General features: G+C 58.7%; 8 protein-coding genes. 5 read left to right on the top strand and 3 right to left on the bottom strand.

Translation table 11 applies throughout. The features are described 5' to 3' along the window. The first annotated feature begins 57 nt into the window (after positions 1–57). Positions 58–1,200, top strand: a complete 1,143-nt coding sequence (locus tag Mal15_RS10870) for a hypothetical protein (protein WP_147867783.1) — start codon at positions 58–60, stop codon at positions 1,198–1,200. Between the two features lie 158 nt (positions 1,201–1,358). On the opposite strand, the gene Mal15_RS10865 is transcribed toward Mal15_RS10870, so the two are convergent. Continuing rightward, positions 1,359–3,365, bottom strand: a complete 2,007-nt coding sequence (locus tag Mal15_RS10865; RefSeq protein ID WP_147867782.1) for an agmatine deiminase family protein — start codon at positions 3,363–3,365, stop codon at positions 1,359–1,361. 455 nt (positions 3,366–3,820) lie between these two features. Between Mal15_RS10865 and Mal15_RS10860 the strand changes: the two genes are divergently transcribed. Together Mal15_RS10860 and Mal15_RS10855 are read left to right on the top strand one after the other, a co-directional pair. Beyond that, positions 3,821–6,937 (top strand): DUF1549 domain-containing protein, encoded by a 3,117-nt coding sequence (locus tag Mal15_RS10860; protein WP_147867781.1) that lies wholly within the window; start codon positions 3,821–3,823, stop codon positions 6,935–6,937. After that, positions 6,927–8,372, top strand: a complete 1,446-nt coding sequence (locus Mal15_RS10855; protein WP_147867780.1) for a DUF1501 domain-containing protein — start codon at positions 6,927–6,929, stop codon at positions 8,370–8,372. Before Mal15_RS10860 ends, Mal15_RS10855 begins: the two co-directional genes overlap by 11 nt. A gap of 66 nt (positions 8,373–8,438) precedes the next feature. Here the strand turns inward: Mal15_RS10855 and Mal15_RS10850 are convergent, their stop codons facing one another. After that, entirely contained in the window at positions 8,439–9,266 is an 828-nt protein-coding gene (locus Mal15_RS10850; RefSeq protein WP_147867779.1) for a hypothetical protein, read from the bottom strand. Between the two features lie 297 nt (positions 9,267–9,563). Continuing rightward, a complete protein-coding gene (locus Mal15_RS10845; protein WP_147867778.1) occupies positions 9,564–11,348 on the bottom strand; it encodes a polymorphic toxin-type HINT domain-containing protein in 1,785 nt (594 codons plus the stop codon). A gap of 532 nt (positions 11,349–11,880) precedes the next feature. Between Mal15_RS10845 and Mal15_RS10840 the strand changes: the two genes are divergently transcribed. Next, positions 11,881–13,524: a Glu/Leu/Phe/Val dehydrogenase dimerization domain-containing protein gene (locus Mal15_RS10840; protein WP_147867777.1), complete on the top strand. Its 1,644-nt coding sequence runs from the start codon at positions 11,881–11,883 to the stop codon at positions 13,522–13,524. Positions 13,525–13,928: 404 nt separating this feature from the next. Further along, complete coding sequence (locus tag Mal15_RS10835) at positions 13,929–15,113, top strand: ThuA domain-containing protein (protein WP_147867776.1); 1,185 nt, start codon at positions 13,929–13,931, stop codon at positions 15,111–15,113. Positions 15,114–15,116: the final 3 nt, after the last annotated feature.

Here is a 15,116-nt window from a genome sequence, read left to right as displayed (position 1 = left end):
TCGGGCCATTTGGCTTTTGGTACCTGAAATCTTGATGCTGACAGAGCACTAGGTGAAATGGCAACAGATAATCGCGCAGCCGGATTCAGTCTCAAAGACCAATTGTTCAATCGTGATCGCGTCGAGTATTTGGCGGGGCTGTTCGCCGATGCGGATTCCGGATTCGACCGCAGCGGTTTTGTCCGCGACTCGATGAACGGCCTGTCGCAGCTGGAGTTGAAGGAACGCATCGTTCACTTGGCCGAGCAGCTGGAGAAACATCTGTCGCCGGATTTCGCGATCGCGGCACGGCAGATCACCGACGCCTTACCGCCACCGTTGGATCCTCAAAAAACCGACGATGATTTCGGGGACTTCATCTTCGCCCCGCTCGGCGAATTTGTGGTCCGCAACGGACTCGAAAAAAAACATCTCCATCGATCGCTCCGCACACTCAAAGCGTTGACCCAGCGATTTTCGATGGAGGATGCGATTCGGGCGTTTATCGACGCCCATCCCGAAAAGACACTGGCGGAACTCGATAAGTGGGCCGGGCACAAACACTACCACGTTCGCCGACTGGTCAGCGAAGGGACACGCCCCAAATTGCCTTGGTCCAAGCGGCTGTCGATCGATGCGACCGTGCCGCTACCGTTGCTTGATCAGCTTCACGTCGATCCGACCCGTTACGTCACCCGTTCGGTGGCAAACCATTTGAATGATCTGACCAAGTCACATCCCGAGCTGGTCCTCGAAACATTGGGGCGTTGGAGAGAAGCAGCGAAACAGGATGAAAAAGAACTGCGTTGGATCTGCAAACATGCGTTGCGGACGCTTGTCAAACAAGGCTCGTCCGATGCGTTGCGGTTTCTGGGTTTTCGTCCCAACCCAAAAATCGAAGTCAGCGGATATGAACTGGCACGACCGGAGCTCCGCCCCGGCCAGGCGATCGAGTTGTCGTTCACCGTTTCCGCCCGTCGGGACGAATCCTTGATGATCGACTACGTGATCGACTTTGTGAAAGCCAACGGAACGCTCGCCGCAAAAGTGCACAAGCTGAAACAGATTGAGCTTCAAAGCGGTGAATCGACGGAGATCCGGAAGCGGCACGTCTTACGGGCCAACGCCACGACGTACACGTTGTATCCCGGGACGCATCATGTGACGTTACAAATCAACGGTCAGAGTTTCGGAACACTGCCCTTCGAATTGTTAGGCTAGCCGTTGGTGTCTCGCCATGAAGGACCATCCAGCTTAGGGCGATACTCTTCTTGGGGTACGATGGCCCTTCCGGGCCGTCGCCCGTGGGGCTCAGCGCGACGACCTAGAAAGGACGTCGTACACCCATCCACTGACCACCGCTTTTCCAATCGGCCAGATCATTTGGATTCGTCGCGTTTCGCCTCTGTCCTCACCTGAACCGAGCCTCGGGTCCTGTCCAATCCCGCCGGACCCAGATTGGTCACCAGGCAGTGCAGGGCACCGTCAAGCTCGATGAGCCGGGTGCAGTCGATGAAAACGATTTCCCAATCCGGCAGGAGCGTTTGATAGATCTGTCGGACGTCGGCTTCGAGACGTTCATGCCCGGCGTAGGAAGGCACCAACAAAACTCCATTTCCGAAGACGACATTGGTGTAGGTCCGGAAATGATCGTCAGTTCGTGGCGACATCGGGACGCGATGCACGCGTAATCTTTGCCCGTCGTCGTTGAACTCAGAAAGCTGCCGTGCGACCTCGTCGAGCACCGCAGCGTTGGGATCGTCGGCATCCGAGTATTGGCCGACGACCACCGTGACGGGGTCCACGAAGGTGAGGAACATGTCGACGTGAGAGGTCGGTTCGTTTTCCAACGTCGGGACGACGACCAGCTCCTTTGCCCCCGTGATCCGCATTAACTCATCTCTGATCGCCTGGGGCGAGAATCCATACTCGGCATTCTTCTGCAACATCGCTTCGGAAGTGATCGTCAACCCGCGACCGTTGGACGCGAGCATTCCGCCTTCGACCCGCAACGGCGTCCGACCGACCAACGTGCCTGCAAAGTCCACGATTCTTTCGGGCAGTGAATCACAGATCGGCCGAAAATCGGTATTGCGACGTGTCAGTTGGGAATCGAACCAAATCGTTCGTCCGCCGGGGGCGACTGAAACAATCGGCCCGCAATCACGGAACCAAGGAACCTCGGTTTCCAGCATCCGAAAGTCCACGCGGTTCAGGTCGACACCCGCGGCAGTCAATGACCGCCCGGCTCGTTTGAGCGAATCGGGGTTGTCGGCAACGATGACCAAGTCGGCACGGGCGGACAGATGTTTGGCAATGCTGGTCACGATCCGTTCGGTCCAATCGAACGAGCACCAAGCGACCGCAAAACTCGATTGACGTTCAAACTCCCCGACCATCGTTCCCCGAAGCAGACGATCACTGGAGACCAGTTCACTGCGGAGGTCGACCAGGGGCCGCCACTGCGGAACAGGGCGCCGATGCGAGACCTCAGGTTGATCGTCATGCACCGCTTCCGCGGCGATCGCTCCGGTGCACGCGCGGATCTGCAGCAGGGCGTCTTCGTATCGATAGCGGTGCGCCTGCCGTTTCGCCAGATTCTGAGTCTTAGCCAACAGCGACTGAAGATCACCTTGAATCTGATCGCAAACACGTTGTGCCGACTCGTGTTCACCGTCGATCACTAGCAGCAAACAGAGTTCGGCGCGAAAGTCGACCAGCATTTCGTGTTCGACCGTCAGCGATTTGGACTCGGACCAGGGAGCGAGAAACTCGATCGCCTTGTACAAGTACTCTTTGCCATCGATCCCTTGGGCCTGTGTGGCGTAGCAAAGGTTTCGCAAAGCAATTGCGGCGAGTCGCCGGCTGCCGGGTTGTCCAACCAGACTCGTAAAGCTCTCTTGAAAATCGGCGGTTCCGTGCTCCCAGTCTCCCAACGTCGCCTGGACGCATCCGCGCATGTTGAGCGCCCTGGACCGAAGCCTCGGATCGCTTGCGATGGACGGCGCTGCGATCGATCGGTTCAGCGCGTCGATGGCCTGCATTCCATCGCCTTGCAAGAATCGTGTTTGTCCGAGCCGGAACAGGACGTTTGCGACCTGGTCGCTCTTTCCGTAATGTTGATTCTGCACGTACTGCGAATAGGTCTCGCCGGATGTGGAGAGAAACGTCTGGGCAAATGTCGGATCGGATTCGTTGCCATACGCCCGCGCCAGGTCCGTCAAAACGGCCTCCTGCGATGCCATTGTCTCTTCGAGCGATTGTCTGGCGAAGGCGTCCGCTGCCGTCAGACTCAGTTCCAACGCTTTGACGTGGGCGTCCGCGTCCGTTTTCTCTGACGCGGTTGCTTGAATGGAGTTATCCGACTGGGCAGACCGATTGCTCACGCCTCTGGCGAACCCCACCACCAGGGCAACTAAGAAAACCGCAAGACCGACTGAAGACCATCGTTTCACAAATTCACCCCCAACGATGCCCACTCGAAAGCTGCAAGTTTCGATTCGAGAATCAAGCTGGCCATCACAGTACGTACCGTCTGAATCCGCTGTTAAACCAACGCCACCGGGATCCGGTTTCGCGGGAAATCTGGAGCGTCAAAGAATTTGGGCAAATGCCTCTTCGCGCTCAGGCTATCGTGAAGTGCGGCGCACGCAACCGTTGGTGTCTCGCCGACAGCGACCGTCCAGCTTAGGGCGATGCTTTTCCGGTCAGAATTCGGTGGAGTGACGCCGGGCTGCGGTTTCGATTATGCTGGGGGTTCAATCGGAGCTTTCGAATCGCCCCAACCGGTTCGCAGGTGTCATCCGATTCCCACCCCACTCGCTCTCTCGAGACATCGACGATGACCCGCACATCGTTTTTGACTATGCTGTTGATCTGCATGAACCCTTGGGTTTCATGTCCCCGGCTGTTTTCGGCCGACGCAACGCCGTCGCCGAATTTGACCTACGAGCAAGACATTCGTCCGATCTTTCGCGCCCATTGTTTTGACTGTCACGGGGCCACCGGGGAACTCGAAGGCGGCTTGGACCTGCGTCTGGTGCGGCTGATCAAAGACGGGGGGGACAGCGGTGCGGCGATCGTGCCGGGGAAACCCGAGGAAAGCTTGGTCATCGAGCGTGTCGTCTCCGGCGAAATGCCTCCGGGCGACCACAACGTCCCCTCCGATCAGGTGGAGACCCTTCGACAATGGATCTCCGCGGGAGCCCCGACGGCACGCCCGGAACCCGATTCCATCGGCCCCGGATTGGGGATCACCCCAGAAGAGCGGGCCTATTGGGCGTATCAACCGATCGCCCCCGAAACTGTCGCACCGACGACCGATCATCCGGGTGTTCGAAACCCGATCGATGCGATCGTTTTGCAATCCATGGACCGGCACGACAGCCCCTTTGAACCCGAGGCGGACCGCACCACGCTGGTCATCCGCGCCTTTTTTGATTTGATCGGGTTGCCGCCATCGGCCGATCAGATGCAACGCTGGCGAGACGATCCACGTGATGATTGGTACGACCACCTGCTGACCGAACTGCTCGATTCCCCGCACTACGGTGAACGCTGGGCACGCCACTGGTTGGACGTCGCCGGCTACGCCGACTCCGAAGGCTACACCGTCGCCGACCAGGAACGCGCCTGGGCATGGAAGTACCGCGACTGGGTCATCCGAGCCCTCAACGACGATAAACCGTTTGACCAATTCATCATTGAACAGTTGGCCGGTGACGAACTGGCCGGGGAGCGCGAGGGCGATTTGACGGACGAGCAAATCGAACGACTGACCGCAACCGGCTTTCTACGAATGGCCGCCGACGGAACCGGTAACGGGGCGAACAACGACGAAGCACGCAATCAAGTGATGATCGACACGATCAAGATCGTCGGGACAGCCCTGATGGGCACCAGCTTTCACTGCGCCCAATGCCACGACCATCGCTACGACCCGATCTTGCAAACCGACTACTACGCGCTGCGGGCGGTATTCGAACCAGCGCTCGATTGGAAAGCCTGGAAAACCCCCAACGCTCGATTGGTTTCCTTGTACACCGCCGCCGACCGCGAAAAAGCCGCTCAGGTGGAAGCCGAGGCCAAGACGATCGAGCAGGAGAGACAACAGCGGCAAGAGAAGTACATGAAGCAGGCGCTGGACAACGAACTGCTCAAATTCGAAGAACCGCTGCGAACGTCGTTGCGTCAGGCATACGAAACGCCAGCCAATCAGCGTAACGAAGAACAGAAGAAACTGCTGGCGGCCAACCCCAGCGTCAACATCACGCCGGGGAACCTGTACCAATACATTCCCGAATCGAAGACGCAATTGGCCGAGATCAGCAAACGGATCGCCGACGTCCGATCCAAAAAGCCGGCCGAACAATTCGTGCGTGCATTGGTCGAACCGGCCGGACACGCTCCGGAAACCAAATTGTTCCATCGTGGCGACCCGGGTCAGCCGAAACAAACCGTCGCGCCGGCCGCACCGCAAGTCGCCTCACCCGAAGGACATCACGTGGTGTTTCCGATCGATGACCCCGCGCTTCCGTCAACAGGCCGTCGACTGGCCTTTGCCCGCTGGTTGACCGATCGCGACAACCCGCTGCTGTCCCGCGTGATCGTCAACCGCATCTGGATGCATCACTTCGGCAAAGGCCTGGTGGCGACGGCGGGCGAGTTCGGCAAACTCGGTTCAACGCCGTCCGATCCCCAATTGCTCGATTGGCTGGCGGCGGAGTTCATCAACCAAGGATGGAGTCTGAAACGTCTGCACCTCACAATCCTGTCGTCGGCGCTGTGGCGACAGCGTGTGGTCCCGACGTCCCCGAATCCCTATGCCCAAAACTTGCGCAGGCTGGAAGCGGAGACGATTCGCGACCGGATGTTGGCCGCATCGGGGTCGCTCGATCGCCAATTGTTCGGTCCGCCGGTGAAGATCAAGGAGGACGAAACGGGCCAAGTCGTCGTCGACGGGCCCCAGTCCCGGCGCAGTCTGTACATCCAGAATCGGCGCAGCCGTCCCGTCGCGCTGCTGCAGACCTTTGACGCACCGGTGATGGAAACCAATTGCGAAAACCGTGTCAGTTCGACGGTGGCGACACAATCGTTGATGCTGCTGAACGGACAATTCATTCTTGATCAATCCGCCAAGCTGGCCGACCGCGCGGCGCGCGAAGCCCAGCCGATCCCTGACGAACAATTGGCCTCACTGCCCGAGGTGCCCGATCCGAAACCGAGCCGCTGGCAGTACGGCTTTGGTCGATTCGACGAAGACGCCGGCCGGACCGAGTTCACCGCGTTTCCACACTTCACCGGCACACACTACAGCGGCGGAGATAAATTGCCGGACGTCAAACTCGGCTGGGCGCACTTGAACGCCGCCGGTGGACACCCCGACGGCGAAGGTCGCTCCGTGATTCTTCGCTGGGTGGCGCCGCACGATGGCGTGGTCGCGATCGGCGGAAAACTGCATCATCCGTCCGAAAATGGCGACGGGGTGCAGGGACGGATCGTGGCGAATCGGTCCGGGGTCATCGGCCAGTGGGTGGCACAACATGGGGGTGCGGAGACGAAGCTGGATTCAATCGAAGTTCAAACCGGCGACACGATCGACTTTATTACCGACTGCCGCAGCAACCACAGTTCGGACTCGTTCAGTTGGCCGGTCACGATCACGTTGACCGGACAAGACAAATCGGACGCGACGTTCACCGCACAAACCGAGTTTGCCGGCCCCGCGGCATCCACCGATGCGGTCCCCGGCCAGATCGTTCGGGCTTGGGAACTCGCCTACAACCGTCAACCCAGCAACCTCGAATTGACGATGGCCCTCCAATTTGTCGCCGATCAAATCCGGACGATGGACTCGATGCCGGAGGCGGTTCCGTCGGGGCGATCGAGTGTCTCCCAGGCGATGACCAACCTGTGTCAGTCACTCCTCAGTTCCAACGAGTTCCTGTATGTGGAATGAATCCGTCACACGCCGCTGTTTTTTGAATCGCCAGGCTCTGGGGATCGGATCGGTCGCGCTGGCTTGGTTGTTGCAGCAAGAGCAAGCAGGGGCGAAACCGAAGAACGTTCCCAAACAACCGCCGACATTCGATTTGGATCTCAAGCCGACCCACCATCCGGCCAAGGCCAAGGCGATGATCTCGCTGTTTCAACACGGTGGCCCGTCGCACATGGACCTGACCGATCCGAAACCGGTATTGTCCAAGTACGACGGCACTCAATATGAAGGCGAAGTCGGATTCAGCTTCGTTAACGAAGCCAGCAAGAAACTGATGGGCACCCGCTGGAAATTCGCCAAACATGGCCAGTGCGGCACGGAGCTTTCCGAGCTGTTGCCGGAAACGGCAAAAATCGTCGACGACATCTGCTTGATCCGCAGCATGCACACCGGGGCGAACGGGCACGAAGTGTCGATCCGTTACTTTCACGGCGGAATCCCCGGCGTCACCGGACGAGCCCACATGGCATCTTGGTTGTTGTACGGACTCGGCAGCGAAACACAGGAGTTACCCGCCTACATGGTGCTGACCGACCCGGGCGGGCATCCCGTCGACGGCACGCACAATTGGTCCAGCGGCTTCATGCCCGCACTGTATCAGGGCACGGTGCTGCGTCCCAAGGAGCCGCGGATCTTGAATCTGGATGCGCCGGCCCACCTGCAAGGGATTCCGCAACGCAAAAACCTGGATTTTCTGCAAGCACTCAATCGCAACCATGCCCTGCGGTTCCCCGGTGCCGCTGATTTAGAAGCCCGTATCGCCAGCTATGAACTGGCCGCCAGGATGCAAACCGCGGCGGCCGAAGCATTGGACATTTCCAAAGAAACCAAGGCGACACATGAGTTATATGGAATCAACGATGACGCGACCCGAGAGTACGGCACACGTTGTTTGATCGCCCGGCGGCTGGTCGAGCGTGGCGTCCGATTTGTGCAGCTGTTTCAGAACGGCCAGCCCTGGGACAACCACAGCAACTTGGGGACGGCGTTGCCGGCGGTTTGCCGCAAGACCGACAAACCCTCCGCGGCACTCGTCCAGGATCTCAAGCAACGCGGCATGTTGGACGAGGTGATGGTGCATTGGGGCGGCGAAATCGGGCGTCTGCCGGTGACACAAAACCAGGGGGCTCCCGAAAAAGACGGCCGCGACCATAACGGTCAAGGCTTCAGCATGTGGCTTGCCGGTGGCGGCATCAAACCGGGAATGACCTTCGGTGCGACCGATGATTTCGGACACCGAGCGGTCGAAAACAAGGTCACGCCGAACGATTACCAGGCGACGTTGTTGCACCAATTCGGCTTGGACTGGAACGACCTGGTCTTCCACCACAACGGACGCCAAGAAATCTTAACGGCCGGTCGCCCGGCCCGTGTCGTCGACGAAATCCTGGCGTGATTTCTTTGCCCCGGTACCCTTCGAAAAATGCAAATGCCCGTCGCTGGCAGCGCAAACCTGCAAGTCTTACTGCGCAGTCGTTCTCCGTGGGCGAAATCGGAACAACGAGTACGGCTCTCGCCCACTCATCGCGATGGCGTACGGCATCGCATCGACCCGCCAGATTTCCCGGTCCTGAAATTCGGCAACAAATTCTAGAGCGGCCATGCGCACCATCGCAAACTGCCAACGAGTCGTGCCGGTGTCGTCGGCCCTCGCTTCGACCAGAACGATCACTTCCGGATCAGTCCCTTGCACGAACGTGAACAGGGCGCCATCAACAACCTCCGAATCTTCATGGCAGTACCGATACAGCGGCTGAGACAATAGCCGCAAGTTGTACGGCAGTCCGTCTTTGCTGGTGCTGGTCACACTCAGCCCGCGGACGATCGATCGCATTTGGGGCAGACGAACCAGTGGCGAATCACCGACCTCTGGGGCATTCGGAATCGGCATCCATTCAATGCCAGGTGCATCGGTCGACCAAACCGGTTGTCCGTCGCGGGAGCCTTCAACTGGTCCTTTCGAGAGCGAGTGGAATTCATGCGTCCCGTGCTTGTGCGGCTCGTACCATTGCAAGATCGACCCGATGACCTCCGGACGCCCGTGTTCCTGCTGGGTCCAAACGAAGACATTCCCGTAGATCACTCCGATCACCGGGTTTGACCAGTGGAGCAATGATTTCGATTGAAACTCCAGCCTTTGGGTCGGTTCGCTTGGCAAACGAAACTCGTAGTGCGTCGCCGCCTCCGTCGTCCTTTCGAGCGCCTCGGCAATTCGAGGATCAGGCTCTTCACCCGCGACGCTACCGACGACCATCAAGATCAGTGACGTGAATGCAAGACGGCGTCGCATGGCGACCTCCACGGGACGATGAGTGAGATTGAAACCGCATTCTAACAGCGCGGGCCAATACAGACAACATGTCTAACGCATCGATCTCTCGCGTGCGAGGGGTGGTCGCTCAGAAGGGTCGTCGCCCTTGCAGGGTTGGTAGAGTGGAGTGGCTTCTCAACCGGCGGCTGATTCACTTCAGGCATTCATTCGGATTCGTCGTATCACACGCACCACGACCAAAGCGGCACACGCCCCTTCGCGCGAACGTAGAACAAAACAAGCGGCGGCGTGATCGCTGCTCGGCTGACAGCATTCCTATTTGGTTTGCCATCCTGGGATCGGGATGCGTGACGCGGTGCGGAGGATGTTGTCGTGGACCAGGATGCCGGCGTTGCCAACGAAGTAGGCGTTGGTGTTGTCGACGATCAGGTTATGCGCTTCGACTGAGGTCCCCCCTTCGGTAACTTCAATCGCTTTGGATTCTCCGATGCTTTGCAAACGATCGCCCGGGTTCAAATCCTTGGCCATCGTCCATCCCTTGCCGATCACCCAGAACGGATGCCCATCGGTTGACGTAATTTCCTCGCCGGCGACGGTGATTCGCATCGTTGCACTGGGGGGTCGGACGGTCGTTTGAGTCACGACTTGATACGACAATTCTCCCGTTTCAGTGTCTTGCGAAAGCACTTTGTCGCCGCGGCGGATCGTTTCGATCGCGCGCTTTCCCGTTTCGGTGTGGACCAGCGTCCCGGCGGGAAAACATTCACAGCGTCGCGCCGACGGCAAACGGATCACGCGTTCACGGTAGTCGGCATTGGTGAAGTAGTACTCGGGTTTTCTTTCGGTGACCAGGTACTCGTTGTACTTCTTCCACCAATCCCACCACAATCTCGGGACGTCATCCATCGTCTCGCCCGTCGCGACGCGAAGTGCGGTGAAGATCCGATCGTTGGCGAGCTTGATCCGTGCATTGTTCGTGGTAATCGCACGTTCGGTGGTCTTGACCCTGCTTTGCTGCCGACGCAACTCACGTGCAACGACCGACCGATACAGCGCCGAATTGCGGGCAGCGGCGCCCATCACTTGGAATCGGGCGCTACTGGACTGGCTCAAATTAATCGCATCGTCGGGGCGTTCTTTGCGCATCTGAATCGCACTGACAACATAGTCACCGACCTGATTGGTCGTCGAAACGAATTTGACCGGTGACTCCATGCGATTTAAATACTGGGGCACGTAGGAGTGAATCGGATGTCCCGCCAAACCCTCCGCCGCAGCTTGCCGCACCGAGTCGTCTTTGAGATTGAGCGAGAGCTGCACCAACGCATCCGACGCGACCTGGGACGGGATGTTCGCGATCGTCTGGATCAGGTGACGTTGAAGTTCCGGTTCGGCGGTCGGAACCAACTTCGCCATCGATGGAATCGCGTCGGAATCTTTGATTTCGGCCACTTCTTTCCATGCCGCGGAATCGTGGCTGTTGGGATTGCCTTCGATTTCACGTCTCAGCCGGTTCAGCTTCGGTCCCCAGACTCTGTGCGCGCGTCGATTGCTGGTGGACGCCTGCTTGTAGGCCTCGATCTGGTCTGTCGTCACCAGTTGCCCCTGGAAGTCTCTTAGTTTTAGCCGTTTGCGTGCTTCGTCGTTTGTGTTGTCAAAGGCAATCACGTTTCTCCAGTGCATGCGTTCGCGATCGGCCAGTTCGTTTCGTCGGCACCATCGCGCCAGTGTGATCTCACCCGAAAGGCTCCCTGCGCACTGGTCTCGCAGTGTTTCGTATTCGGCGATGACTTCGTCGATGGCATTCAGAAACGCCGAACGACTGGCAGGCATCCACTGGCCGTCGTGCTTGACGTATCCCGCCAACCATCGCGCCGTTGAATCATCGGGGTCGTGTTTCAAAGCGAGCGACACAAGTTCTTGGCGGCTGTCGGCATCGCCGTCCAACTCCGCTTGCAGGGCACGCTGGACCAAGGGCGGGGAATCGGCGACGTCGTCCGTCGCACGCAGACTGCTGCTGACGCACAACGGACACAAAAGCGTCGCAAGCACCGAAAGGCGCCACTGCAGTAAACGTCCCATGCCTGGCGAATCACTCATCACGCCACCCTTGCTTTCTGAGATTCGATCGGGGTTTCGTCGCACATGTGCACACCCGACGCCGCCGGTGCAAAAATCGCGCCGTCGCCGGCATGCCGAAGAGGACTTCGTTTTACCGCAGGTTTGACGGCGATCGCAAACCTTTCTGTCATTTTTACGAGTGATCGAATCGATCGCGCTGGCGTCTCAATCCTAAACTTCCCATTTTGTTGCAGTGAGCGCGTTGAAGGCTCATACTTGAATATCACGAGCGAAGGTGTTGGTGTGCAGGCTTGAGTCGCCCAGGGTCGTTGCGCCACAGCGACAGCGAGTCGCCTAAAGTCCAATACCGCTGAGTTAGGCGTTGTTTTGCTCAGGTACGGGCCCGTCGGCTAGCGCCGAACGGCTGATATTCGATTGACATCAGCCAGTTTGCGCCGGCGCGAGCGGCCTTCTCGCTGAGCTCGACTTAGCGGTCTTGGGCAAAAGGCTAGACATCAACGGTTGCTGAATCCCGTTTTGCCTGTGTCTCGTCTTCCTAAGGAGTGGTCCGATGGCGTCTGCCAAGGTTTTGCTGATCGAAGACGGCAAGGTCGACCGCATGGTGATCAAGGGATTGTTGGCTAAAGCGGTCGGCGTCCCGTTTGATGTCCAAACGGTCGAAACACTCGCCGAGGCGCTCGACGCGATCTCACGCGGCTCGTTTGACGTGATCCTTTCGGACCTGACGCTGCCGGACAGCCAGGGGTTGGACACGTTCCTCAGGGTGTCGGATGCCGCCGGCGAGGTTCCCGTGGTGGTGTTGACCGGCAGCGATGATCTGACCCTGGCCGCAAAAGCGGTGGAGGAGGGAGCGGAGGCGTATCTGGTCAAAGGGAAGATCGACGCAAACCGCCTCGCCCGCGCGCTGCGATACGCCATCCAGCGCACCGCGGCGGAACAGGCGGAGTGGCAATCTCCGATGTATCAGCTGGCCAAACAACAGTTCCTCAAGGCCGCACAGATTGTCGGGCTGGACGATAACCTGCGCGAACGGTTGCTATTTCCGCAGCGAACGATGACGGTCACGTTTCCTTTCCGCCGCGACGATTACCAGGAAGTGGAAACGGTGTTTGGCTATCGTGTGCAACACTTGCTGACCATGGGGCCGACCAAAGGGGGCCTGCGGTATCACGAAGACGTCAGCTTGGGCGAGGTTTCCGCGCTGGCGATGTGGATGACCTGGAAGTGCGCTTTGATGAGGCTGCCGTTTGGCGGTGCCAAGGGCGGTGTCCGCATCGATCCGACGATCTTGACGGGGCATGAATTGCAACGACTGACGCGCCGCTTCACCACCGAAATCCTGGACATGATCGGTCCGGACAAAGACATTCCGGCCCCCGACATGGGAACGAGCGAACGCGAGATGGCGTGGATGATGGACACGTACAGTCAGCAAGTCGGCTACACCGTGCCCACCGTCGTCACCGGCAAACCGGTCGTCTTGGGTGGTTCCCAAGGCCGCAGCGAAGCGACCGGGCGCGGGCTCGTGTATCTGATTGTTGCCGCAGCCGATCACCTGGAAATGAATCTCAAAGGCAGCTCGGTCGTCGTACAGGGCTTCGGCAACGTGGGCAGCAACGCCGCGAGATTCCTGGAAGAGTTGGGCGCGCGTGTGATCGCCGTCAGCGATGTCACCGGTGGAATCTACAACCCCAACGGTCTTTCCGTATCGTCGCTGCTGGCCTACACCCGCGAGAACCGTGTGTTGGCCGGTTACCCGGATGGTGAAGCGATCAGTAACCAAGAAATGCTGGAATTGCCCTGTGACATCCTGGCACCGGCGGCGATGCAGAATCAGATCACGCAAGCCAACGCGGATCGCGTCAAGTGCAAGATTCTCGCCGAAGGTGCCAATGGGCCGACAACGTTGGAAGCTGACGAAATCTTGCATGACCGGAATGTCTTTGTGCTCCCGGACATCGTCGGAAACGCGGGCGGCGTCACCGTGTCGTACTTCGAGTGGGTTCAGGGGACGCAGAACTACACGTGGACGCTGGATGAGATCAACAGCCGGTTGCACACAATCCTGGTCGACGCGTTTCGCCGCGCACTCGATCGGTCGGCACGGCAGAACATTGACCTGAGGACGGCCGCATTGATCGAAGGGATCCAGCGTGTCGAGCAAGCCAAATTGGCCCGCGGTTTGTTCCCCTAACGTACCTTCTGGGCTTCAGTTTCGGGTAAGAAGATTTTCGGGGTAAGAAAATTGGGGGAGACATAGGCCTGCCTGAAAATGATTCGCTGCCCCGTATCATTCTGCCTCCCCATCACACGCAATCCTCGCACGGGGCCGCTCGCTGACGCTTCCCGCTGGCATTTTCTCTCATCGTTTTGCCTACCTCCACGGCATCGTCTACTCCCCAGTTGCACGACGCCTGTCCCTGCGGATCTGTCCGGATCTGTCGCAAAGATTCAGCGGGCTCGGCAAACGCGAAGAGGATCGAATATGATGATTCGGCCTGCCACTTAACCTCCCCGCGTTGCCGCCGACTCCACGTCCGGTCGATCGATCCTTCACTACATTCCCTTTAGAATTCGCCCCTTGGAGCCACACCGCCGATGAAAGCCTGGATCTTAACACTCATCACTTTACTGGCCGTCTCACCGACGATGGCCGAACCATTGGTCTATGAAGGCACCGAGGGGATTGGCAAGGGCAAGCACATCGTGTTCATCGCCAATGATCATGAATACCGCAGCGAGCAGACGTGTCCGTTGTTGGCAAAGATCTTGGCCAAACATCACGGATTCCGCTGTACCGTTCTGTTCGGCGTTGATCAGCAGGGCACGATCAAGCCGGGGGCACGCGCCGTGCCCGGCATGGAAGCACTCGCCGACGCCGACATGCTGTTCTTTTTCACGCGGTTCATGAATCTGCCCGACGAACAAGCGGACCGGTTGGTCGACTACTTCGAAAGCGGCGGCCCGGTCGTCGGCGTGCGAACCTCGACGCACTGCTTCAACGGGCAACAAGGAAAATGGGCGAAGCTGAATTTCAATTACTCCGGCGATGACTACCACGGAGGCCTGGGAGAGCAAGTCTTCGGAAACACGTGGGAAAAGGAACGCGGCCAAAGCCATTACGGTTCGAATCATCAAATGGGCAGCCGGATCACAGCGGTTGCCGGTGCCGAGAACCATCCGATCCTGACGGGCGTCGATCAGATTCACGCCTATTCGGGTGCCTACAAGTCGCACCCGCCGGCCGATGCGGTCGAACTGCTGCAGGTCCAGGTGCTCAACACGTTCGGCCCCAGCGAGGACATCAATACCGAGAAGCCCCTGGTCAACGCCGGTTGGACGCGTGACTCGTACACCGCGCCCTCCGGAGAGAAAAAGGACGCGCGGGTTGTCTACACTTCTTTTGGCGCCTCGGAAGACCTACTCAGCGAAGACGGACGTCGATTTCTCGTCAACGCATGTCTGTGGGCGTGCGGATTGGAGGACACGATCAAGCCGAACTTGGACGTCAGCATCGTGGGCGAGTATGCACCGAGCCCCTACACCAACGGCGCGTTTTATTATGAAGGTGTCAAACCACTGGACCTGGCCGGATGGGATTCGCGCGTGATGCCCGACAGTGCGCCGTTGGCTGCAGTAGGCGAGGCGAAGAATGCACGCAAGCAATTGCGAATTTTGGACAATCGTCCGGAGTTGAAGGCGCAGCTTGCCGAACAATACCCCGACCTTTACGGCCCCGACGCCAAGCTTCCGCCGGCACCGCCGAGAAAGAAGAACAGGTAAGTC

The sequence above is a fragment of the Stieleria maiorica genome (assembly GCF_008035925.1).
Lineage (GTDB): Bacteria > Planctomycetota > Planctomycetia > Pirellulales > Pirellulaceae > Stieleria > Stieleria maiorica.
This window is presented reverse-complemented; position numbering and strand designations above follow the sequence as displayed.

Bases quoted from the DNA above. Each gene is read 5' to 3' on its own strand.
- Mal15_RS10845 (WP_147867778.1), bottom strand. From the start codon at position 11,348: ATGAGTGATTCGCCAGGCATGGGACGTTTACTGCAGTGGCGCCTTTCG.
- Mal15_RS10855 (WP_147867780.1), top strand. From the start codon at position 6,927: ATGTGGAATGAATCCGTCACACGCCGCTGTTTTTTGAATCGCCAGGCT.
- Mal15_RS10870 (WP_147867783.1), top strand. From the start codon at position 58: ATGGCAACAGATAATCGCGCAGCCGGATTCAGTCTCAAAGACCAATTG.
- Mal15_RS10850 (WP_147867779.1), bottom strand. From the start codon at position 9,266: ATGCGACGCCGTCTTGCATTCACGTCACTGATCTTGATGGTCGTCGGT.
- Mal15_RS10860 (WP_147867781.1), top strand. From the start codon at position 3,821: ATGACCCGCACATCGTTTTTGACTATGCTGTTGATCTGCATGAACCCT.
- Mal15_RS10840 (WP_147867777.1), top strand. From the start codon at position 11,881: ATGGCGTCTGCCAAGGTTTTGCTGATCGAAGACGGCAAGGTCGACCGC.
- Mal15_RS10835 (WP_147867776.1), top strand. From the start codon at position 13,929: ATGAAAGCCTGGATCTTAACACTCATCACTTTACTGGCCGTCTCACCG.